This is a genomic window from Butyrivibrio hungatei DSM 14810 (assembly GCF_900143205.1).
In the GTDB taxonomy this organism is placed as follows: domain Bacteria; phylum Bacillota; class Clostridia; order Lachnospirales; family Lachnospiraceae; genus Butyrivibrio; species Butyrivibrio hungatei.
Map to the genome: position 1 here is coordinate 145,519 of NZ_FRDH01000009.1, position 22,763 is coordinate 168,281.

The window sequence follows — 22,763 nt, forward strand, 5'->3', positions numbered from 1 at the left end:
AGAAACGAGGTTGAAATGAAAGTTAATTATAATGTATCAGCAATGATCGCTAACAATGCATTACAGAAGACTGATAAAAGACTATCTGAATCACTTGAGAGATTATCAAGTGGTCTAAAGATTGCAAATGCCAAGGATAATCCTTCAGGCCTTGCAATGTCACGTCGTATGAATTCTCAGATCGAAGGACTTGGAGTTGCTAACAACTCATCAAACGATGCAATTTCTATCGTACAGGTTGCAGACGGCACCCTGTCTGAGATTCATTCGGTCTTACAGAGAATGGGACAGCTTGCTATTCAGGCTAGTAACGGTACTCTTACAGATTCAGACAGAGAGATCATTCAGGAAGAGGTAACACTTCTCAAAGAAGAGATCGAGAGAATGGCTAATACTACACAGTTCAATGGACAGAGTATCCTTGACGGATCCTTTGATCTTAAGGGCTATGTAACAGATAAGTATGGTCAGACCAACCCTAACGTCAAGCTCTGTAGCTATTCAGACTCAGTAGAAGCTGGAAAATATAAGATTGAAGGAATCGATGTTGAATTTGCAAATCTTATTGGTTCAACAGGTGTAGATAAAAAAGCTATTTTCATTGATGATGCTGTTGCAGCAAATATCAAGATCTACAAAGAAAATGGCGAACAGTACATGACAAACCACATGACAGCAACTGTAGAAGAGGATGTACTGACACTTAAAGACAGCACAGGTAAGTCAATTAGCATTCAGATCGATCAGGCCTATAAGGGCGACATGTATGTTGAGCTTACTGCTCAGGGAGCAATGACCATGCAGGTTGGTGCCAACGAAGGCCAGACACTTGACGTCAGAATTCCAGAAGTGTCACTTAGAACACTTTCTCTTTATAACCTTGACATGGCAAATCTTCAGGGTGCACAGGAAGCAATCGAGAGCACCAAGAATGCTATCACAACAATAAGCTCTATCCGAAGCAGACTAGGTGCTTATCAGAACAGACTTGAGCATACAGTCAGCGGACTTGATATTACTGTAGAAAACATGACAGCAGCTTACTCAAGAATCATGGATGTTGATATGGCGGAAGAGATGACAACATATTCAACACAGCAGGTTCTATCACAGGCTGGAACATCAATGATGGCACAGGCCAATCAGAGACCTTCACAGATACTGCAGTTATTACAGTAATTGAAAGAGAGGCATGCTATGACTCAGGAAAAGAAACAGGAATATACTCTTAAGATTTCTCAGGCAAATCAGACACAGCTGACTACAATCACATATGAGATCGTTATCGATTATCTTGATGAAGCAATGGATCAGCTCAGTGTTGGCAAGAAAGAAGAGGCTGAAAAGAACCTTTTATATGCACAGAACTGCATAGATCAGCTCATCACTTCTATTAATCTTAGCGTTGAACTAGGAAGAACACTGCATCAGATATATATCTTCTCCAAGAAAGAGCTGATGGCAGCTGGTGTTACACATAGCCTTCACCGCATTTGGCGAGTAAAGAAGAACTTTAAGCTATTACATGAGGCTTACAAGGAGCTTGAGAAGGCAGATAACAGTCTCCCCATCATGGGAAACACGCAGAAAGTCTACGCTGGACTCACATACGGTAGACACAGCTTAAATGAAGACATTTCGTCGATTTCAATGAATCGAGGATTAATGGCATAATGCACTTTGTGCATTATGCTATTTTATTTTTTGGGGACTTTACAACCAAAAAATATTTTGGTAAATTCTTTAATCGCGAGCTCGAATAATTTCTAAGGAAGGAGTGAGCTTTATTCAAGCGGTTCTATTTACCTTCTTGTCGGGCGCAGTTTTTACTGACCTATATAAAGACAAGATCTACAATTTCTGGGTGATACCGGGACTACTAATTGGTATCATATCTGCCGCCTTCGGAGGCTTTCAATCATTCACAGCATCCATTTCAGCAGTAGGTATTACATTTATAATTTTACTTCCGGTTTATCTTTTAAAAGGAATTGCCGCAGGTGATGTTAAGCTATTCATGGCTACAGCGGCATTCATGTCATTGCAGGACACCTTTTCCTGCATCCTACTATCTTTCTTGATAGCGGGACTTATTTCACTAGTAATAATGATCGTAAAACGTAATAAGAAAAAGACAATCCACTTTGCAGTACCAGTACTTATAAGTGCATTGTTTGTAATAGGAGGTGCACTATGAATAGGCCTTTGCTTGCGCTGTGTGACACAGATGAGATTTATATAAGCAGGCTGGATGAGTATTTAAGGGAAAACTTAAAACTATCTTTTGACATTGTCTCTTTTACGGCACTTGAGATATTCAGAGAATTTATGAAACATACTCAGATCTCACTTCTGGTGATATCTGAAAATGCATATGCCGAACTTAAGGAAAAAGCTCCTGATGGCAGCATCAGTAACATCCTAGTTCTTGATGAGGATATGCCGGGCGTGTGCGAAGATGAGGAGAGCTACGGCTTTAGTAACATTGAGCACACCAGTAAATATCAGGCAGCAGGAGATGTTGTGGGTAACATAATAGATTTTTGTGTAAAAAAGTCAGAGGATTTTGTGGGTATCAACGTAAAAAATGTAAGCTCTTGTGGAAAAGTCCTTGGATTTTATTCACCAATCTCAAAATGTGGACAGACAAACCTTGCCCTTAAGATGGGAGAGGAGCTTTCTGAAAAGGGAAAGACAATATTTTTGAGCTTTGAAAGATACTCCTCTCTTACCAGAGTCCTTGGCCTAAAAGAAGATGGAGATATTTCAGACCTCTTGTATTATGCAGAGGGGGATAGCAATAAGTTTTGCCTGTATCTAGAAAAGGTCAAGAATGAGAAAGGTTCTTTGGATGTGATATCTCCGGTCAGAACAGCAATGCAGCTTAAAGAGATCAACAGTAATAATCTTAAACATCTTTTGGATTTACTAATGACCAGTGGGTATGAGTATGTGATCCTTGATCTTACTGATTATCCGGATGGTTTCTTTGATATCTTGAGATTGTGCGATGTGGTCTATACAGTCACTAAAGCAGGAAGTACGGATGCTTACAGAGTTGAGATATATGAAGATACTCTTAGAGAGAATGGCTATGAAGATGTGATCGCGATGACAAGAAAGGTCAACATGACAGATGTTAAGGATACATCTGGTCTAACAAGAATTGTCAGGGAGCTTATAAATGAGCGGGAGATTTGAGGATATCAGGCGGCGAGTCAGGGCAAAGGTTGTAAGCAACCTTGATCTTTCAAAAGATACTTCTGATGACGAACTCATGGAGATCATCGATGCAGTTCTATCAGAGGAGATCAAGAAAATGGCTGTTCCGATAGAGGTCAGAAGAAAGATAAAGACAAATGTCTTTCATTCCTTAAGAAAACTGGATGTTCTTCAGGAGCTTGTAGATGACCCGACAATCACGGAGGTGATGATAAACGGAACGGACAATATCTTCATTGAAAGAGCTGGCTCCATCATAAAGAGTAAGACAAGCTTTGAGTCCAAAGAAAAACTTGAGGATGTGGTCCAGCAGATCGTTGCTTCATGTAACAGAGTAGTAAATGAAGCATCTCCCATAGTTGATGCAAGACTTGATAACGGATCAAGAGTAAATGTGGTCTTGCCGCCTATTGCACTAAATGGGCCTATTGTTACCATAAGGCGATTTCCAGAAAAGCCTTTTACTATGGAAAACTTAATACAGCTAGGAGCTCTTTCAGAGTATCTCAAAGATTATCTGTCAGTTTTAGTCAGGTCTGGCTATAACATCTTTATTTCAGGAGGTACGGGCTCCGGTAAAACAACATTCTTAAATGCATTGTCCAATTATATTCCCAAAGATTCAAGAGTTATCACCATCGAAGATAATGCAGAGCTTCAGATACTGGAGGTTCCAAATCTGGTTAAGCTTGAAGCCAGAAATGCCAACGTGGAAGGGTGCGTAGAGATAACCATAAGAGATCTTATAAAGTCATCTCTTCGAATGAGGCCTGACTGGCTTATTGTTGGTGAGGTCCGAGGTGGTGAATGCGTTGATATGTTACAAGCGATGAATACAGGTCATATGGCTATGTCTACGGGCCATTCGAATAGTGCCAAAGACATGCTTTCAAGATTAGAGACCATGGTGCTCATGGGTGTTGAGATCCCTTTGTCTGCGGTAAGGGGACAGATAGCTTCAGGAATAGATATAGTGATCCACCTTGGAAGATTAAGGGATAGATCAAGAAAACTTCTTGAAATCTGTGAACTAGAGAAGAGTCTGGATGGAACCACAGGAAAGATAAATACCAATCCGCTATTTAGATTTGAAGAGACCGGTACAGACGCAAAGGGCAAGATAATAGGCGAATGGAGGAGAGTTGGTGAACTTAAAAATACTGAAAAACTTTTATCGGCAGGTTTGCGATTACCCGCCGAAGGTTAAAGATATTCCGCTTCTTCTTCAAGGGGCAGGCATAGCAGTTCTTTTTGGAAGGATATTCTATGACTCGTGGATTGCGGTAGTAGTTCTTTTACCAATAATGATTCCGTGGATGATACATCAGAGGAAACTTGCAAGGCAGCGTGATTGCAGGATAGTGGGGATACAGTTTAAGGATGCTATTGCGTCGGTTCTTACGAATCTGAAAGCAGGCTATTCCATAGAGAATGCCTTTAGAGAAGCCAGGAAAGACATGGAACTACTGTATGGCAAGAAGAGTCTGATCGGCGGTCACTTGAATAAGATATGCAAAGGACTTAAAAATAATATTCCGCTAGAGAAGCTCCTTTTTACATTTGGAAATGAAAGTGAAAACCCTGATATTCAGGAGTTTGCAGGGGTATTTGCTGTAGCTAAAAGAAGCGGCGGCAATATGACAGACATTATAGGAAGGACCATAGGGGTCATTTCTCAGAAGATAGAAGTTGAAAAAGAGATCGAGGTTTTGATCAGTGCTAAAAGAATGGAAGCCAGAATAATGAATTTTGTGCCATTTTTCATCATCTTCTACATCGAATTAACTAGCAGAGGTTTCTTTGAGCCTCTATATCACAATGTTTTCGGAATAGTCTTAATGACGATCTGCATGGTTGTCTATGTGGCAGCCTATCTTCTATCTGAAAAGATAGTCAATATTTCAGTTTAGCCAGAGGGTTAAAAATGGTTTTTTTGTATTTGATCATCTTAATTGCAGTATTTGTTATATGGATCATGGCTCGTAACCTGGAGTTACCGCCAGGGATCACGGAGGATGGAATAGGAAGGGAACTTTTGAAAGTATCTCTTTTCATCTATAACAAGCTATTTAGAAAAAGAAATCCAGTAAAACTTGAGTCAGTCAGAGGGTATCTGACGGTTTTGAGCAATAGAAAAGATATTGAACAAATGGAGACTGAGTATTTCATTAGAAAGATCTGTATCTTCTTGGTGATGACTTTGGCAGGAAGTTTACTTGCGCTTATGATGGCGCTTTCTGGAATGCGAGGAGCCCATATTGTAGATGGAGGCGCGGTAAGCAGAAAAAGCTATGGAGAAGGCTCTTTTGAAACTGAGCTTGTTGCTTCAAAGGAAGATGGTGAGGAGATCGGAGAATTTGATGTCCTTGTAAATGAGCGAAGCTACACCAAGGAGGAGGCTGACAAGCTTTTTGAAGAAGCCAGTACTGAGATGGAAAGGCTCATTCTTGCTGAAAACGAGGAGCTTGATGAGGTCAGGACCGACCTTGATCTTGTAGAGAGCGTTCCTGGTTATCCGTTTTCTGTGTATTGGAAGATTGATGACTACGAGCTTATGCATTATGACGGAAGCCTTGAGACAGACAAAATCCCCAGCACAGGAGCGGTGGTTACTTTGACTGCGACTTACAAGTATGGGGATCTGAGCTGGCAGCAGGTCATTCCTGTTAACCTCATTCAAAAAAGCTTGAGTCCTAAGGAAAGAATGATAGCTGGTATACAAAAGCTTATCAAAAGCGCTGACGAAGAATCTATCTATGATGAGCAGATAAATTTGCCTCAAACATATGAGGGACAGCCTATTGTCTGGAAGGTTAAGAATGAGGATAACAGTCTTCTCATACTGATCCTTACGGTCATAGGCGGAGCGGCAGCCTACATTTTTAAAGATAAAGAGCTAAAAAGAACCATGGAAGAAAGAACAGAGCAGATGCTAAGTGATTATCCGCAGCTGGTTTCAAAGCTTGTTTTGTATCTTGGTGCAGGCATGACTGTGAGAAATGTTTTTGAAAAGCTTGGACGAACCTATTTAAAAAAGCTAGAACAGGGCGGCCAAAAGCACTTTGTTTATGAGGAGCTTGTAAGAGCCACCAGAGAATTATCAAGTGGAGCGTCAGAAGCAGATGTATATGAGCGCTTTGGAATGCGCTGCGTAAGTCAGCAATATACCAGGTTATCAACTCTTCTTTCTCAGAATCTTAGAAAAGGAAACAGTAGCCTTTTGAATGTTTTGAATGAGGAAGCAACGAAAGCCTTTAATGAGAGAATGGATACGGCAAGAAAGCTTGGAGAAGAAGCGGGAACAAAGCTTCTTTTACCAATGATACTTATGCTTGTGATAGTTATGGTTATCATAATGATTCCGGCATATATGGCGTTTTGAGTAATCGCAGCAATGCTGCTTTTACATATATTAGGCGAAAAGCCAAAAGGAGGAAAAATGAATTTAGTAACACAAAACATGAAAAAAATCGGAGGAAAGATCAGGAAAGGAGTAATGGATTTCTGGAATGATGAGTCTGGAATGGGTACAGTAGAAGTAATTCTCATCATCGTTGTTTTGATTGGATTAGTAATCGTCTTTAAAAAAGAAATTTCTGGAATCGTTGAAGATGTCTTTAAAACAATAAGGGCAGATACCCGTGCGATCACAAACTAAGGGTTATCTAACTGTCTTTTTATCCCTATCAATAATGATAATCATGTCTCTGATCTTGGCTCTCTATCAGGGAGCCAGGATTGGAGCAATAAAGATGAAGACTGAATGCGTGGCAGACATCTCCATGAATTCAATATTGGCCGAGTATAACAGGGAGCTGTACGAGCAGTACGGTCTATTTATGGTCGACACATCTTACGGGACAGGAAAGCATAGTATTACAAATACTGAAGAGCACTTAAGAAGATATGTTCAAAAGAACTTTGAAAGAAGCACAGTTGGTAAGCTTACGGGAAAGACAACGATGCTTGGTGCATACTGCAAAGAAGCAAAGATAACCGGAACATCTTTTGCAGCAGACAACAAGGGAACGGTATTAAACAGGCAGATATTAGCATACATGGCGGGAGAACCTGTAGGGGCCCTTATGACAGATGTGGTAAGTAATACACAGACACTTCAGGATGCTGGATTTGATACGACAGATGTTGAAGCAATGGCAAGTGAAAATCAGGCGCAGATAGATGCTATAGAGCTTCCAACAATTATTAACGACAAGGGTGAAGAAGAGCAGATAACTCTTGGAAATCCCGCAGATATCGTTAATTCTCAAAAGGGCATAGGCGCGCTAAACCTTGCCATCAAAGATAAGTCTGTTATTTCAAAAGCCGCAGTTGATCTTTCTCAGTATGCTTCACATCGAGAACTTAATAAGGGCACGGGGCTTAGAGATTATGAGGAAATATCAGCTTCTGAAAAGCTCCTTCTTGAGCAGTATTATTACGAAAAATGCAGTAGATATGGCGAGGAGATGGACAAAGCTCTTTTGAAATACCAGCTTGAGTATCTGGCATTTGGACAAAGCAGCGATTATGGGAATCTTGAAAAGATGGCAGAGACGCTACTGTTTTGGAGAGAGGCTTCAAATATGCTCTATCTATTTAACTGTAGTGCAAAGGTTGAAGAAGCGGAGCTTATAGCTTTAGCGCTGACTGCAATAATGCTTGTTCCAGAGTTAAAAGATCTTGTGAAGTATTCTATTCTCTTTGCATGGACTTTTGCGGAAAGTATCGCCGATCTGCATGCGCTTTTTTCTGGCGGAAGGGTACCTCTATTTAAGAGCGATAGTACCTGGAAGCTTAGCCTTACCAACATGTTTTCTTTTAGAGACCACTTAGGTGATGGAGGAGAAGGTGAAGGGCTTCTTTATGAAGATTATCTTAGAATGCGCCTTTTAATGACTGATCTTGAGAAAAAGACCTTAAGGCTCATGGACATAATGGAGATGGATATCAGGAGAACAAGTGGTAATGCGCAGTTTAAGATCGATCATTGTCTAGATACATTTTGTGGAGAGATAGAGGTGGCATCAATGTTTGGTTATGACGTAAAAATTGAAAGGGTATATGGGTACGAGGAATGAAGTGCGGACAAATAGAAGTAGTTAAAGGCACTTCTTATAAAGAATATAAAAATATAAAAAGAACACTTCTCCAGGTGGCTCAAAAAGGAGTGTCTTTATCTGCTTCTATAACAGTAGAAGCATCTATAGTCTTACCTCTTTTTATTTTCTTTTTTACAAACATAATGATGGCTTTTAATATCATCAAAATGCAGTGCGATATGGAAGCTGCGCTGCATCAGACTGGAAATGAACTTGCGCTTTTAGCTTTTGACGAAAGATGCGCGGAGGGTGTTCTTGGCATTGAAGAAGATGGCGTTAGTACAGTCGCAGGGGCACTTTCGATTTTTTACGTAAAGGGAAAAGTAGAAAGTTATCTTGGCCAAGAACTTGAGAATAGTTGTGTAACTGATGGAAAGGCGGGCCTTAGCTACTTGCCATCCAGGATAATGCTTGGAAATGACATCATCGATATCGTGATCGATTATAAAGTTCATCCGCTCATTTCTCTTATAGGGTTTGAAGATTTTCCTGTGGAAGCCAGATATTACGGGCATGCCTGGACTGGCTACGATATAAGCGAGGGTGCGGCAGCAGATGAAAATGAAGAGGAGATGGTCTATGTGACAGAGCATGGCGAAGTTTATCACAGAGACATTAACTGTAATCATCTTAAGCTCAGTATCCGCAGCGTAAGTTTGGATCAGATCGGTGAGGAAAGAAGTATGGATGGTTCTAAGTACTACCCCTGTGAATACTGTGGAGATGGTATCAGTGGAGGGAACGTGTTTATTACTGATTACGGTATCAGATATCACAGCAGTGTTAACTGCGCTGGTCTAAAAAGGAAGATCTATACGATACCTATATCTGAAGTTGGTGACAGAAGGCCTTGTAGTGGATGTGACTAATTTAGGAGGATTTATGATTCAGGTTGTTTTGGTTTTAGTTTTACTTGTGATTGCCTCAATTGAGGATATCAGGAAAAGAGAAATATCAGGAACGGTGCTGCTTGGCTTAGCGGGAGTGTCCTTGGTATGCAGTGTGCTTTCAGTCTATAGAGGGCAAAGTACTTTTTCTGACGTAGCGATGTCTCTTTTGCCAGGAGCAGTTGTGATACTGCTGGCATGGATCACCAGAGAGGGGATTGGCTATGGAGACGGACTACTACTTATTGCAATGGGGCCGGTGATTGGCCTAAGGGGAATTGTGATGGGGCTTGTAATAGCTTTTTTTGCAGGCGGAGTTCTTTCTATTATATTGATGATCTTTAAAAAGGTAGGAAAGAGGTACAGTTTTCCCTTTGTGCCTTTTATGACAATTGGAATGGTGGTGAGTTGTTTTGCGAAAATTTAAGGGATATATGACATTGGAAGCATCCCTGATCGTTCCTATGGTGATCTGTGTATTTGCGGTATTGATCTTCTTTACATATTACTTATATGGAAGATGCGTACTTTCTCAAGATAGCTATATTTTGGCCTTTAGAGCCAGTATAAATAAAACGGCAGAATTCAAGGAAGATCCGGAAGGGTATGTTGCAGCTAAAATGGATCAGGTGCTGGGAAATAAGTACTTTGGAAGCGAAAAACCTACTGTACATACGAGAGTAAACGGCAAAGAAATAATAGTTACAGGCAGCAATACTGTCAGAACCAGGGCTATGGGCAGATATTTCTTAAAACCAAAGACAGGATGGGATTATATAGCTGCTGGTAAAGCCAAAAAGCTAGATCAGATAAAGCATATGAGAAGAGTTAAACGACTAAAGGATATTGCGCAAAGGAGCGTAGGATAATGGAACAGAAATTTTATAGAGATCTAAAACATAGTTATGCTGTCTGCAGCTGTGGCGCAGACATAATGGAAAAGAAGGATACCCGTTATCAGTTAAAGATAATGGAAAGCGGAAGAATACCGAAGCTTTTGAAGTGCTCTCTTCGAAAGATCAACCAGGAGAACTTTATTTATTACGATATTAGCTCCATGATGAGCCTTGAAGACCGGTACTCTTCCAGAGGGATGGGATATGACGAGCTTATGCAGCTCTTTTCAGATATGAAGATTATGATTGAAGGCCTTTCTGAGCATCTTCTTGGAAATGAAGGTATTGTCCTTGATTGCAAGAGTGTATTCTGTAACTTGTCTTCAGGTGAATATCAATTCATGTACTATCCCAATTATAGCGAGAGTGGATCAGCTGAGGCGTTTTTTGAATCTGTTTTATGTATTACAGATCACGACGATGAGAAGGCGGTCGAGCTCATTTATGGACTATGTGACAAAGCGCAGCTTTCAGATGTTCTTTTGATAGATGTTCTTGATGATCTGTTAAAAGAGCCTGTAGAAGAGAAGATAGAGCTGATAAAAGAGCCGGAAGTATATTTCGAAGAGGAAGAAGAGATGGAAGAGCCAGAAGAAACTGGCATGGAAAGGGCAAAGAGGCGCCTTGGAGGCAAGGCAGAGCTTTTCTTTTCACTTTTATTCGTGGCGGTTATCATTGGGCTTATGTACATCAGGGTCAATTATGTTCTTACAAAAGAAGAGAACCTCTTATCTATTGCAATCATGCTCGTATCTGGCGTAACCGGAGTCATAGCTTTTTTGTCAGGAATAAAGACAATGAATGGCCCAAAGCAGGAGAAAAAGAATAATGATTACGAAGAAGATATAGAAGAATACGACAATTATGATGACTTTGATGATGATGTGTCATACGACATCCCGATTCATGTGACAGCTTCCACAAAGGAGGTTAAGAAGTTAGATCTTGGTGAGTGCGAGGAAACAGTGGTTTTGGACGCTGAAGAGGCAGAGCATATGACTTTATACAGCAGAAATACCGATAAGACTATAAGGATCAGTCTGGACAAATTGCCGATAACTATCGGGAAAATGGAGGGCTGCGTGGACAGGGTGCTCTCTGATGCCAGTGTATCACGTATTCATTGTAAGTTTCTTCGTGACGAGAATGGTGTAGCTCTTGTGGATCTGGGGTCAACCAATGGAAGCTTTAGAAACGGTCTTAAACTCATTCCTCAGGAAAAGAATTATATAGAAGAAGGAGATGAAGTAAAATTAGGTAGAATATGCTTTGATATCCGATAAATGTGATATACTATCTGTAACTGGTTGGAGGGGTATTCATGAAGATAAACATCTATTATGGAGGAAGAGGGATCATCGATGATCCTACCTTAAGCGTTATCTCGCAAATTACAGCAGTTTTACAGGAATTGAATGTTAAAGTTCAGCAGTACAATCTATACGAGCAGAGGAATGGCATAACTGCGCTTCCTAACACTCTCAAGGATGCAGATGGAATCATTCTGGCATCTACCGTTGAGTGGTTTGGAGTTGGCGGCTATATGATGCAGTTTCTTGATGCGTGCTGGCTTTATGGCGATAAAGAAAAGATTAAGCAGATTTATATGGCTCCTGTTGTAATGTCTACTACTCATGGTGAAAGAGAGGGTATGACAAATCTGGCAGCTGCCTGGGAGATGCTTGGAGGACTTCCTTGCGAAGGAATATGCGGATATATTGCTGATACAACGAAGCTTGAGAATAGCTCTGAGTATAGCAAGATCATAGATAAAAAGGCTGAGAACATGTATAGAACTATCAGCCAGAAGATGCCGGTATTCCCTGCAAGTAATCAGGCTGTCATAAATAAGGTTGCTGTAGCTAATAGCATAGATCTGACTCCACAGGAATCAGAGCAGCTTTCTGAGTATGCATCTGATGATAAATATGTACGCACTCAGAAGGAAGACCTTCAGGAGCTTGCAAGCATATTTAGAGACAAGATGGGACAGGAAGAGTCTGCTGCAGGCAGTTCTGATGAATATGCCAAGGTGCTCAAAAAGAAATTCACACCTGTTGCAGGCGTTAGAGCTAAGTATAAGATCGTGTTCCAGGACAACTCAAGGCTTAAACCTATAGTGATAGATGTTGATAATAGCAAGTGCGATCTAAGATGTCAGGATGAAGATGGATGTGATGTGGTGATCACTGCAGACCAGAAGGTATTTGAGGAAATCCTTGATGGTCACATGACATTTCAGAGAGCATTTATGGGCGGAAGCGTCAAGATGAAGGGTGACTTCAAGCTGCTAAGGAGCATGGATCAGCTTTTTGAACTAATGTCAGAATGATAGGTGTTGTTTATGGATAATATAGAGCGTGAATCCTCTGAAATAACAGATCAGTTCTGGGATAGACAGGAAAAGATCTACAAAAAAGCGTTCATAACAATAGGGCTTCTTACTATTAATATAGTAGTCTTTTTGATCAGCACATTTGTGGCTTATCCTACCGTATACAATGAAGGGGTTCTGGTTACAGAAAGAATCTTAAATGATGGCGAGTTTTATCGTATTGCCACTGCGATCTTTTTGCATGCGGATATCAAGCACCTGTTTAACAACATGATAATACTGTTTTTGGTTGGTGCTGTTGTAGAGAATTACACGGGACACATTTATTATGTGATTGTATACTTTTTTTCAGGCTTTTTTGGAAACATACTTTCAATGGCTTATGAGCTAAAAAATGGCTTGAAATGGATTTCGCTGGGAGCGAGCGGAGCTGTGATGGGGATAGTAGGTTTTCTTATTTCATGGCTTATCTTGAACAGACGCGTATTTCTCAGATCCAAGGGAACAGTGATAAGAGTAGCATTGCTACTGATCTTTGTCATCCAGTCTTGTTTCTTTCAAGAAGGGGCCAATACAGTAGCGCATTTAGGTGGTTTTATAACAGGCTTTGTGCTTGGATTATTAAATATAGTAGTATTCAAGAATGATAAGATGATGGAGGGACTAGCATAATGGACGGATGTATTTTTTGTAAGATAGCAAATGGAGAGATACCTTCAAATACAATATATGAAGATGATGCTTTTAGGGTAATCCTTGATAATGGCCCTGCTACAAAGGGACATGCCCTTGTATTACCAAAGGCTCACTATAGTGATCTTTTTGAGATGCCTGAAGAGGCAGCAGCGGATGCTATGAAGGTTGCTAAGAAGGTGGCTTCTCTTATAAAGACTAAGCTTAACTGCGATGGACTCAATTTGGTTCAGAACAATGGAGAGACTGCAGGACAGACAGTTATGCATTTCCATCTTCATGTTATTCCTAGATATGAGAACGATGGACAAAAGATTCTTTGGAATCCAACCAGTCCTTCAGCAGAGGAACTTGTAGACATCAAGAATAAGATTGTAGGAACAGTTTAAGGGGATATACATGCGAGACATCGATGTTTCACTAGTTACTCAGACAGTAAGGGATATGTGCATTGACGTAAACCATGAGCTGTCTCCGGATATGAAAGAAGCTTTTAATGAAGCATGCTCAAAAGAAGAATCAGAGTTGGGTAAGCAGATTTTTAAACAGCTGCAGCAGAATCTTGATATAGCCAAGGCGGATAAGATACCGATATGTCAGGATACAGGAATGGCAGTGTTCTTTGTTAAAGTGGGTCAAGAAGTGCACTTTGTTGGTGGCGATATTACAGAAGCTATCAATGAAGGAGTACGCCGCGGCTATACAGAAGGCTATCTTAGAAAATCTGTAGTTGGAGATCCTCTTATTAGAAAAAATACAGGAGATAACACGCCGGCAGTTATCCATTATGAGATAGTGCCTGGAGATAAGGTGGTCATTACCTGTGCGCCAAAGGGCTTTGGCAGCGAGAATATGAGTAGAGTATTTATGCTTAAGCCTGCAGATGGTGAAGAGGGTGTTAAGGCAGCGGTTGTTCAAGCTGTAAAGGACGCAGGACCAAATGCATGCCCACCTATGGTTGTGGGCGTTGGTATTGGCGGTACCTTTGAGAAGTGTGCGGAAATGGCAAAAGAGGCTCTTACAAGGCCTGTTGGTCAGCATTCTGATATTGGATACGTTAAAGATATGGAAGAAGAGATTCTTGAGCGTATAAATGATACTGGTATTGGACCTGCTGGTCTTGGAGGAAGAGTAACAGCTCTTGCAGTAAATATCAATACATACGCGACTCATATAGCGGGACTTCCGGTGGCAGTCAATATATGTTGTCACGTAAACAGGCATATTAAAGCTACTATATAATAAGGTGAATAATGGATATTCAGTTAAACGCTCCTATAGATAAGAACAAGATAAAAGAACTGAAGATTGGCGACATGGTCTATATTTCTGGTACGATCTATACTGCCAGGGATGCAGCCCATAAGCGAATGGCAGAGGCACTGGCTAAAGGGGATAAGCTCCCTATAGATCTTAATGATAATCTCATATACTACATGGGACCTTCTCCTGCTAGGGAAGGAAGAGCTATTGGGTCTGCAGGGCCTACTACAGCTAGTAGAATGGACAAGTATGCCCCGGATTTGCTGGATCTGGGCCTTGGCGGAATGATTGGCAAAGGAAAGAGGTCAAAGGAAGTATCTGAGGCTATTGTAAGAAATGGTGCTATTTACTTTGCTGCAATAGGCGGTGCTGGAGCCCTTTTATCTAAGGCAATAGTCGATTCAGAGGTGGTTGCCTACGATGATCTTGGAACAGAGGCAATAAGGAAGCTTAAAGTAGAGAACTTCCCTGTAATAGTAGTAATCGATCCAAAGGGAAACAACCTCTATGAAGAGGCTGGGACGCTATATAATAGAGAAAAGAAATAAAAAGATTTGACAAAGCACTTAGGTCTTTGTATAATTACATTTGCGTCTTGGCTAATAGCTGAGATACAAGAATTCACAACCACATATTGGTAGGAGGATTCAGGCATGGAGAAATACTCAAGTGGCTGAAGAGGCGCCCCTGCTAAGGGTGTAGACCGTTCGCGCGGTGCGCGGGTTCAAATCCCGCTTTCTCCGTTTAGAAAAGAAGATGGAAGTCTAGGAAAATACTAGACTTCCGTTTTTTTATTTCACAGAAATTTGGTTAATTTTTGGTTAAGAAAGCTTTCGCTTGTTTAATACAGATAATGCAGTATCCATATCAACGCCAGTGTAGTAGTTATTTTCAGCTACAAGAGGGCTGTTGCCAAATAATTGAGAGGCGAGAGTGAGATTACCATTAGTGGCATTGACAACATCCGTGATGGCATTTCGCCTAAAGGAATGAGGCCCCATGATAATGTCTTTTTTCTTGAGATTAAGGGAGTTAATAACCCTTTCATAGAAATCATATACTATACTGTTGGATATTACGCCATTAGATGTGTTAAATGGAAATAGATAAATACTGTCTAGGCAAAAGACTGAATGAATATGTTTAAGTTTTTTCAAGAAATCACTAATATCTTGGCTGATAGGAAATAATCTATTCTTAAATGTCTTAGTATGTTGCACTATTCTGTCATATTGCCCATGTTTATTGCTTTTCTTAACAGTAATTTGCTCTTTATTTATACTTATATAGCCATTTTTTATATCGTTCCACATCAACGGCGGTATCTCGCCTCTACGCAGTCCCATAAGAATTTGTAATTCAAGAGCATATGCTGGAATGTAGTTCGGATTTTGGATTTGATAATTTCTGATATAATTCAGAATTTTACATAGTTCTTTTTCTGTATAAGCTCTTTCAGAGGATGGCATTGTCTCAACGAGCATACCACTGTACTTTTTTAAATTTACTCTTTCAAATGTATTATCTGAAATCCAATACTCATAAAAAGCCAATTTAAATATATTTCTAATAATATATAGCATTCCGTCGAAAGCTTTTTTGTTCAGGTTATATCGTTGAAGATTTAGTAAAATAACATCCTCTATATCCTTCTTTGAGATTTCATCAATATATATTTGCTCTAATAGGGTATCTTTAAAAAATCTATTATAATCAAATTGATGCTTACTTATCGTGTTTTCTGCTGAAAGAAGCTTATCGGGGTCTTTTATATACTTTATTCGTTCTTCTTGAACCAATGTAAATATTTCAGCAAAAGTCTTTCTGGCTGTGCCATTAATGCAGCGTTCATGGTGATATATTTTATCTGCAAGCTCTTCTAAACTTTTTGAAGCTAACTGCCTCCTTCCTTTTGAGGATTGTTTATCGCATACATAAATGCGATAATAACCATCTTTGCCAGGGGTAGTTGGCAAGGTGTACTTGCCAACTATCATTTCTTTTTCTTTTTTCATATACTCTTTTCGAGCATTCTCTATTGCTGATTTTACCTCCATAGTGGGTGTAATAGCAGCAGAATTATTCAATATTGCATTCATTTTCTTGTTTCGAAAATAATTTATACATCAATCCTGTATTAAGGTATTTTTAATTATTGACGTTTGTCATTTTCTCTAACTCCTCTCAATAGTTGATATAATCATAGTATTCATCACGAACAAGTTCTAAAAGGGTATTTGCCGTAGCTCGTGGAATTATTACTTTATCTGTGCGTTTATCGATGACTTGATATTCTACATAGAACGGATACCGTCTGTAAGCTTTGTATCCACCTAGTTTTATAAAATCGTAATCACGATATAAAAGTTTGCAAAGCTTTAATACACGTGCAGAAGATACTCGTTCTTTTAACGGCTCAGGACGACAATAGCCTAATAAAGCAAGGTCTTTAGTCCGATAGTCCGTGGATTTATATGAATTATCTCCCACTTCTTTTATAGGAAGAGGTGGAGGTATAGGTATTGGATTATCTTTTATGCTATCCATGGACGCTACCTCCTTAATCGAATGGCAATTCATCTGGACCTGTCTTATATTCTTCAGCAAAGAAAAATATAGCATTCATCCCTTTTAATGTAATTAAAATGTCATCCATCTGTTTCGCTATATAATTATTTAGTCCAAATGAAATTTCCTGACTTTCTCGAATGTGATATAGATTAGTGATTAGTATACTTAATTCCTCATCTATTCTTGACATCAGTTCATATGTATCTTCGTTTGTGTACGGTATTCTAATTATTCCCATTTTGACCTCCATTTTTGTTTCTATTTGTTTGAGGCAATTGCGGAATTTGTATTAACTCTTCCGCTGTGACTATTGACTCAGATGATAGTGGGGACATCGCAATTGTCGAACCCTCAGTAAGATATGCTTTGAGCTTATTTAAAAAATCTTGATGTGAGAACAAACCAATGTACTTTGGATGTTGTTCCTTATCCATTTCATAATATTCAAGATTGTGATTATCCAAAAATTTGATTATCCCAGTAAATCTTCTTAAAAAAGCTCGATAAGTATCTTTGGATGATTGTTCCCAATCATTTTGAATATTTGGATACTGTTTTTTTATAGATTGATTGCTAATGACAAACACTTTTGTGTAGCAGGCTATGCGGTCAGAATAGCGCGCCGTTAACTTAAGGGGATAACTATCAAGGTAGTTATTCATATCCTGAATTTTAAATGTAGAAGCAAATTCTTCGAAAATAACAACATCTTCACCTTGGTAGGTGTCCCATGGATGGTTGGTATCGGTGACTCGAAATACATTTTTGTAGCCAAAGCCATCCATTATCATTCTAGTCTTACCAAGACCAGGAGCACCATAAATATAGAATACCTGAACATTGCGCCAAATATCTTGATATTCGGCCTGCCTTAATGTAAGACGAATTCGTTGTATATGTGATAAGTCATATAGAAATTCTGGATAATCAGTCATAATTTCATAATCTGTATGTCCGTCCTCGATGAGTTTTAAAAGAAGTTCTGCCTTGGGGTCAACAGAGTCTCTATCAGATGGCATTTCACCGTATTCAAGTTGTTGTCCATCAACTCTAGTATCTTCTTTTTCGGTATTCTCCCATTTCCCGCGCTTAAGCACATAGTCACGACACTGAATATTGGTTCCTAGTGCTCCTTCGATATCTGCATATGGAAATATGTTTTTCATTGTTTGCCAAGATTTCGGATTTTTAAAAATTACAAATAAATGAAAATGAGGAGTACTGTTTTGCTTGCCGAGTTCAAAGCACACAATAGCATATAGCAATCCTTTTAGCTTTTTTGCTCTATCAATCATATCTTCTAGTGATTTTATGCCGTATTCCTGAGGATTGTTCTGAGTTATTAGGAATTTACGTGCTTGTTTTATTGCCATAATCCACCTCGATTATTAAGTGTTGTGGGGGCTTAATGAAATTGCCCCCACCTCTATATTTAGTTGTAATTAAGCCCTATGCTCTGGGGCTTTGTTTAACCTCTTGAATGGCTGAAGCTGTAACAGTTGTCTCGGGTCTTTTGGTTACGACGTCGTAATATTGTTTAATTTTTGCGTCTTTTAGCGAAACATATATCTTTTTGCTTTTATCTTGAATTTTTTCAAGTGGAATTGGACTATCCAATAATCCGGGAACCTTAACAACGAATTTTTCGAAATCAAACTGTTCGACTAATGTGAATTTCATCCCTAATTGGTTGTCAGTTCTAACTCCATCTCGGTACTCATATAACTTATCTGCACCTCTAAGTACTAATTCGGCACCTTGTAGTACAGTATCTAATGGGAATTCATACCCATTTAATGAAAGCGACATTACTATTCCTCCATCGTATTTGAAACGCCATATTGGCTATCAATAGTTACATCAGCTAGCTGAATAATTCGAATGAGCTATGTCGGATTAGCTGGGTCCTAGCCCGTTCGGATAATACTACTATAACTAATCATGTCTTTTTATAAGGTAACTGAAAATTGAAATTGAGTTACTGCGCATAAATACTTAATTTTGGGGGATAATAACGAAAATAATACATACACACATACATGGTATTGTATGAGAACGTAAGCTATATAATATATAATGTTGCTACGCATACATACTCTCGGAGGTAATATTAACTCCGAGAGGCCCCGCAGGCGGGGCATAGCATTTCTCAAAGCTTCGTCTTGGCGACTAGGGTCGCAGACTACGCTTCTCGAATGCTTGTCTCACAAGACGGGGGTTCTTGAATTGACGGTGAGCTATCTAATGATGCGAACATAATCGAAATAATATGATGTTTCCAGCTGTCAAGATTATTGATGATTGGTATCTTTATTTCTTGAATTGCTGAGCCGTCGGCATAAATGATGCCTTCACCAGGTTTGTAAATTCTGTCGTTAGGTAAATCCTCACCCGAAAACAGCATTCCTTTTTGTTCGCGCGACATTCGTCCTAATCCAATAACAATCATGAAGTTATCACGACTTCCTCCGCTACTTCCTTGGAACAGACTCGCGTCTGCTCTTTGGGTCACAAGCCATATCCCATGATTGATGCCTCTTCCTAGCATTAGTATTTCTGCTACAGCGTTCTGACATTCCGATGCACGCTTTGTCTTATTGGTCTTGTCTAACCCGCTTAGATAAGAGATGAAAGCAGGGTACTCATCAAAAATAAGGAGCGCTCTGCGCTTTGATCTATTTTTACGCGCGGAAGTAAAACTTTTATAATAAGCAATAATTCCGTTATAGCATTCATCTCCAGAATAGTAATGCTTATAGCCGTCTAAAAAGCTGAAATCATCGCTGTTTTTAAAATCACAGAAATATACAGTTATGTTCGGACAAGTCTGCATTAGTCTGCCAAGAATATAAAGAAGTGCATAACTTTTTCCAGAGCCACTTGAACCAGTCAACAATACATGGCAATGAGAAGATAAGTTATGTTTTATTGGTACTTTCATTTTGGCAGAATACCATAAATCATATAAGTATCCATATATCATCATTTATCCTCCCAGTCTTCGGACATCAAATCGTTATTAAGTTGTTTAAATTGCTGTTTGGAATGCTGATAATACATGTATTGATAATTTTCGTTAAGACCTGTCCTGTTGGTAGAAATACAAACAGCTAATTCACCAGGTCTATAAGCAACCGTTACCAAATAAGGAATATATCCATATGCAGGATTAACTTGATGCAGGAACTGATGAACAATACTGTCACAGATTGAAGTGGCATACCCGATTAGTTGATTATTCTCCATTTCAACCAAAGGGGCTCCAACGTGAAAGTAATAGATAATTCTGTTGGGATAACGGACGTAGTGGTCAAATATAACATTGATAAAAACTTTCTTCAGGTCTTTGAATATTTCCTCAATAATATTCGCGTGTGCTAATCCGTTACAATCAATACCAATAAATACAGGAAATATCTCAGGCATTTGGGCAGGTGTTACACATTCCCTTAAAAATGTATCTACCGTGGCTTTTGCAGTAGTAGTATTTGTATGTTTATAATATTTAACCACTGCAATTGTAATAAAATAAGAGCTCGCAACCAGAAACAATAATGCTAACAATTTAATCATGTGAATTCCTCCATTCTTAAGAAAAATAATTGTGCTATCATAAAATAGGTATCTAATTAATATAAATCTATCTAAATATTGCATCTTTATGACTGAACTAAAAAAGATACAAACTAAATAGATGAGGAAAAATTTTGTGAAAAACTTAGAAGCAAGTGATAATGCAAGATTAGCAAGGATTAGCTATAGATATGATGCTTTACCTAATAAGCTTAAACCGATTGTATATAATGTAATATCTGACCTTCTCCCAAATAAGAACAGGGGAGAAGTTGGTCTTCATTTGACTAAGCTGATGGAAAAAAGAGAACTATTAAAAGAGCAAATTGGCATTTATGACAACTACGATGAAAGCGATGGTGCAAAAGTTATAGATGATATGATTTCAGAAGTGGCTGAAGATATTTATATTATTCGAAACTATCTTTACTTCGAAGATGATGAAGATGATTTAACATATGATGAAAAATGTCAGAAACACAATAAAAGGAAGCAAATAATAAATTCTATTAAGAAAATGTTTGAGCAAAAGACTATAAATACCTCAGGCAAAATAGCGAAAGATGGTAGCCGAATAGAAAACGCCTATTTGATGGATTTAGCTGATTACTTTTCTGTCTCGCCGGAAGTAATTACTGAAGGATATGGAAAAGAATACAAGCTAAATTGGAATATATTAAAAAAGTATGTTGGTTCTGAAAAAAATATATATGAGCAAGTAAAGAAAAATATACATGATGAAATTAGTGGCTATTATGAACCAAATTCTTCTGAAGATGAAATCGATAATATTATTGAGCGACTATGTAAGATTATATTTCTTAGCGATTTATTATTGGCAGACCAATTATCAAAAATCACGAAAATAAATGCGGAAAAACTAATAATAGAAAAAGATAGATATATGATTTTTGAACCAGGATACTTATTATATTTTGCTGATGTATTAAGTTGTGAACAATTAGTTCTTGTTGAAAATCTCATTAAGAATATTTATATATGGGGGTTAGACCAGGAAAAAGACATTGATGGAAAAGCTTGGTAAGTAATAGACAAAATATAGTATTATTAAAGCACTATTATTAAGGAGCATTCTAATGGCAAATAATAAAGTAAAGATATTACTTGGCATAGCTATATTGCTAATTGCAGGTGGGGCAATGTTTTACAAATTCCACCCTCATGACTATGTCCTTTTTGATACTAAAGAACCTACTTGTACTGAAGATGGATATAATAACTATAGATGCTGGTGCGGCACAGAGTCCAAGGAAGTATTAGAAGCGATTGGACATGATTATCAAGAAGAAATAACTGTGGAGCCAACATGTACAGAGGAAGGTGTTGATACATTTACATGTAATAACTGTGGTGACGTCTATACAGAAGCAATAGCCCCATTAGGCCATTCTTACATTGATGGTATCTGCGAACGATGCGGTGAATTGTCCGAAGAAAAGAAGAAGGCAGAGGAAGAGCAGAAGAAGAAAGAAGAAGAAACCAAGAAGAAACAGGAAGAGTCCAAGAAGAAAGAACAGCAATCAGGTGGTGGTTCAGGAAATAGCGGTGGTGGTTCGTCATCTCAGAAACCAAGTGGTAATTCTGGACAATCGCAGAATAATGTAAGTAACGAAACACCATCAAATGATACATCTGCTGGTGCTGCTGCATGGGGATTTGGTGGTGGTAGTAGTCCTACTACTGAAGATTTAGATAATACACCTACTGGTGGAATTCAAGGTGAGTAATTTTAATAATATAAAGTCATGTGGGTGATAATCCCGCATGACTTTTTTAATTGGCACCAACGGCACGAAGAGTTACACTATCGTATATGAAATAAAACTTTGGAGGTGCTATACTTGCTAATGTATTTAATATGTAGAGTTGCTTCAAATAATAAGTGGTTAAGATTTGGTTAAGTAAATTATAGAGAATGCTCGAGACTCCTTTCTTTGTATGTTGTTGTGAAAAATAAAAAACGCGTTCAAATCCCGCTTTCTCCGTTTAGTACATTAGAAGATGGCTTATATGAGCCATCTTTTTTTATTCAATAGGATAGTACTTCGAATATCCTATGAAACATCACCAGGAACCAGCATGTCGTAAGTGACATGCTTTTTTGATGCACAAGACCGGCAAGCGAATGGATGCTTGCATACAAATTCATTTGCCGGTCGTAAGAACATGGAGCACTAAGTGCGGAATGTTCGTGTGCGAA

At 38.8% G+C, this 22,763-nt stretch carries 27 protein-coding genes and 1 tRNA gene; 21 read left to right on the forward strand and 7 right to left on the reverse strand.

Translation table 11 applies throughout. The features are described from left to right. Positions 1 to 15 precede the first annotated feature (15 nt). From BUA02_RS11615 to BUA02_RS11705, 19 genes are all read left to right on the forward strand, one after another. On the forward strand, positions 16 to 1,179 hold the full coding sequence (locus BUA02_RS11615) for a flagellin N-terminal helical domain-containing protein (RefSeq protein ID WP_072704288.1): 1,164 nt from the start codon (positions 16 to 18) through the stop codon (positions 1,177 to 1,179). Between the two features lie 18 nt (positions 1,180 to 1,197). Continuing rightward, positions 1,198 to 1,674, forward strand: coding sequence for a flagellar protein FliS (locus BUA02_RS11620; RefSeq protein WP_071174914.1), 477 nt, complete (start codon positions 1,198 to 1,200; stop codon positions 1,672 to 1,674). 103 nt (positions 1,675 to 1,777) lie between these two features. Then, a complete protein-coding gene (locus BUA02_RS11625; RefSeq protein WP_071174915.1) occupies positions 1,778 to 2,197 on the forward strand; it encodes an A24 family peptidase in 420 nt (139 codons plus the stop codon). Further along, the gene (locus tag BUA02_RS11630; protein WP_072704291.1) at positions 2,194 to 3,201 is read left to right on the forward strand and encodes a P-loop NTPase family protein; all 1,008 of its coding nucleotides are present in this window, start codon (positions 2,194 to 2,196) and stop codon (positions 3,199 to 3,201) included. Before BUA02_RS11625 ends, BUA02_RS11630 begins: the two co-directional genes overlap by 4 nt. After that, positions 3,185 to 4,429, forward strand: coding sequence for a TadA family conjugal transfer-associated ATPase (locus BUA02_RS11635; protein WP_071174917.1), 1,245 nt, complete (start codon positions 3,185 to 3,187; stop codon positions 4,427 to 4,429). Before BUA02_RS11630 ends, BUA02_RS11635 begins: the two co-directional genes overlap by 17 nt. Beyond that, on the forward strand, positions 4,368 to 5,132 hold the full coding sequence (locus BUA02_RS11640; RefSeq protein WP_083385598.1) for a type II secretion system F family protein: 765 nt from the start codon (positions 4,368 to 4,370) through the stop codon (positions 5,130 to 5,132). Before BUA02_RS11635 ends, BUA02_RS11640 begins: the two co-directional genes overlap by 62 nt. Before the next feature lie 14 nt (positions 5,133 to 5,146). Then, positions 5,147 to 6,604 carry a type II secretion system F family protein gene (locus BUA02_RS11645; protein WP_072704294.1) on the forward strand — a complete coding sequence of 486 codons (1,458 nt, stop codon included), beginning with the start codon at positions 5,147 to 5,149 and terminating at the stop codon, positions 6,602 to 6,604. Positions 6,605 to 6,661: 57 nt separating this feature from the next. Continuing rightward, complete coding sequence (locus tag BUA02_RS11650; RefSeq protein ID WP_236845941.1) at positions 6,662 to 6,880, forward strand: Flp1 family type IVb pilin; 219 nt, start codon at positions 6,662 to 6,664, stop codon at positions 6,878 to 6,880. Positions 6,881 to 6,974: 94 nt separating this feature from the next. Next, positions 6,975 to 8,303, forward strand: a complete 1,329-nt coding sequence (locus BUA02_RS11655; RefSeq protein WP_143147421.1) for a DUF5702 domain-containing protein — start codon at positions 6,975 to 6,977, stop codon at positions 8,301 to 8,303. Continuing rightward, positions 8,300 to 9,193 (forward strand): hypothetical protein, encoded by an 894-nt coding sequence (locus BUA02_RS11660; protein ID WP_072704300.1) that lies wholly within the window; start codon positions 8,300 to 8,302, stop codon positions 9,191 to 9,193. The genes BUA02_RS11655 and BUA02_RS11660 overlap by 4 nt, the downstream gene beginning before the upstream one ends. Positions 9,194 to 9,206: 13 nt before the next feature. Beyond that, positions 9,207 to 9,638, forward strand: coding sequence for a prepilin peptidase (locus BUA02_RS11665; RefSeq protein ID WP_072704303.1), 432 nt, complete (start codon positions 9,207 to 9,209; stop codon positions 9,636 to 9,638). Further along, complete coding sequence (locus BUA02_RS11670; protein ID WP_143147422.1) at positions 9,625 to 10,080, forward strand: hypothetical protein; 456 nt, start codon at positions 9,625 to 9,627, stop codon at positions 10,078 to 10,080. Before BUA02_RS11665 ends, BUA02_RS11670 begins: the two co-directional genes overlap by 14 nt. Further along, a complete protein-coding gene (locus tag BUA02_RS11675) occupies positions 10,080 to 11,390 on the forward strand; it encodes a DUF6382 domain-containing protein (RefSeq protein WP_072704309.1) in 1,311 nt (436 codons plus the stop codon). Before BUA02_RS11670 ends, BUA02_RS11675 begins: the two co-directional genes overlap by 1 nt. 38 nt (positions 11,391 to 11,428) lie before the next feature. Continuing rightward, positions 11,429 to 12,439, forward strand: coding sequence for an SCP2 sterol-binding domain-containing protein (locus BUA02_RS11680; RefSeq protein ID WP_071174924.1), 1,011 nt, complete (start codon positions 11,429 to 11,431; stop codon positions 12,437 to 12,439). Between the two features lie 12 nt (positions 12,440 to 12,451). Next, complete coding sequence (locus BUA02_RS11685; protein ID WP_072704312.1) at positions 12,452 to 13,114, forward strand: rhomboid family intramembrane serine protease; 663 nt, start codon at positions 12,452 to 12,454, stop codon at positions 13,112 to 13,114. Next, entirely contained in the window at positions 13,114 to 13,524 is a 411-nt protein-coding gene (locus BUA02_RS11690) for an HIT family protein (protein ID WP_071174926.1), read from the forward strand. The genes BUA02_RS11685 and BUA02_RS11690 overlap by 1 nt, the downstream gene beginning before the upstream one ends. 10 nt (positions 13,525 to 13,534) lie before the next feature. Continuing rightward, the gene (locus BUA02_RS11695; RefSeq protein WP_071174927.1) at positions 13,535 to 14,377 is read left to right on the forward strand and encodes a fumarate hydratase; all 843 of its coding nucleotides are present in this window, start codon (positions 13,535 to 13,537) and stop codon (positions 14,375 to 14,377) included. Positions 14,378 to 14,388: 11 nt separating this feature from the next. Continuing rightward, positions 14,389 to 14,946, forward strand: coding sequence for a Fe-S-containing hydro-lyase (locus BUA02_RS11700; protein WP_072704315.1), 558 nt, complete (start codon positions 14,389 to 14,391; stop codon positions 14,944 to 14,946). A 107-nt stretch (positions 14,947 to 15,053) separates the two neighbouring features. Further along, positions 15,054 to 15,141: transfer RNA gene (locus BUA02_RS11705), tRNA-Ser, on the forward strand. A gap of 78 nt (positions 15,142 to 15,219) precedes the next feature. Here the strand turns inward: BUA02_RS11705 and BUA02_RS11710 are convergent. The 7 genes from BUA02_RS11710 to BUA02_RS11740 all read right to left on the reverse strand — a co-directional run bounded on the left by BUA02_RS11710 (position 15,220) and on the right by BUA02_RS11740 (position 20,542). Next, positions 15,220 to 16,497, reverse strand: a complete 1,278-nt coding sequence (locus BUA02_RS11710) for a tyrosine-type recombinase/integrase (protein ID WP_072704318.1) — start codon at positions 16,495 to 16,497, stop codon at positions 15,220 to 15,222. Positions 16,498 to 16,582: 85 nt separating this feature from the next. Then, on the reverse strand, positions 16,583 to 16,945 hold the full coding sequence (locus BUA02_RS11715; protein WP_072704321.1) for a hypothetical protein: 363 nt from the start codon (positions 16,943 to 16,945) through the stop codon (positions 16,583 to 16,585). Between the two features lie 13 nt (positions 16,946 to 16,958). Further along, positions 16,959 to 17,207: a hypothetical protein gene (locus BUA02_RS11720; protein ID WP_072704324.1), complete on the reverse strand. Its 249-nt coding sequence runs from the start codon at positions 17,205 to 17,207 to the stop codon at positions 16,959 to 16,961. Further along, positions 17,194 to 18,342 (reverse strand): hypothetical protein, encoded by a 1,149-nt coding sequence (locus tag BUA02_RS11725; RefSeq protein ID WP_072704327.1) that lies wholly within the window; start codon positions 18,340 to 18,342, stop codon positions 17,194 to 17,196. The genes BUA02_RS11720 and BUA02_RS11725 overlap by 14 nt, the downstream gene beginning before the upstream one ends. Before the next feature lie 76 nt (positions 18,343 to 18,418). Then, complete coding sequence (locus BUA02_RS11730) at positions 18,419 to 18,778, reverse strand: hypothetical protein (protein WP_072704330.1); 360 nt, start codon at positions 18,776 to 18,778, stop codon at positions 18,419 to 18,421. Between the two features lie 373 nt (positions 18,779 to 19,151). After that, on the reverse strand, positions 19,152 to 19,955 hold the full coding sequence (locus BUA02_RS11735) for a P-loop NTPase family protein (protein ID WP_143147423.1): 804 nt from the start codon (positions 19,953 to 19,955) through the stop codon (positions 19,152 to 19,154). Further along, positions 19,952 to 20,542, reverse strand: coding sequence for a hypothetical protein (locus tag BUA02_RS11740; RefSeq protein ID WP_072704336.1), 591 nt, complete (start codon positions 20,540 to 20,542; stop codon positions 19,952 to 19,954). Before BUA02_RS11740 ends, BUA02_RS11735 begins: the two co-directional genes overlap by 4 nt. A 136-nt stretch (positions 20,543 to 20,678) precedes the next feature. Here BUA02_RS11740 and BUA02_RS11745 point away from each other — a divergent pair, with 136 nt between their 5' ends. After that, a complete protein-coding gene (locus BUA02_RS11745; RefSeq protein WP_072704339.1) occupies positions 20,679 to 21,587 on the forward strand; it encodes a hypothetical protein in 909 nt (302 codons plus the stop codon). A gap of 52 nt (positions 21,588 to 21,639) precedes the next feature. Then, the gene (locus BUA02_RS15960; RefSeq protein ID WP_072704342.1) at positions 21,640 to 22,290 is read left to right on the forward strand and encodes a hypothetical protein; all 651 of its coding nucleotides are present in this window, start codon (positions 21,640 to 21,642) and stop codon (positions 22,288 to 22,290) included. The last annotated feature ends 473 nt before the right edge of the window (positions 22,291 to 22,763 follow it).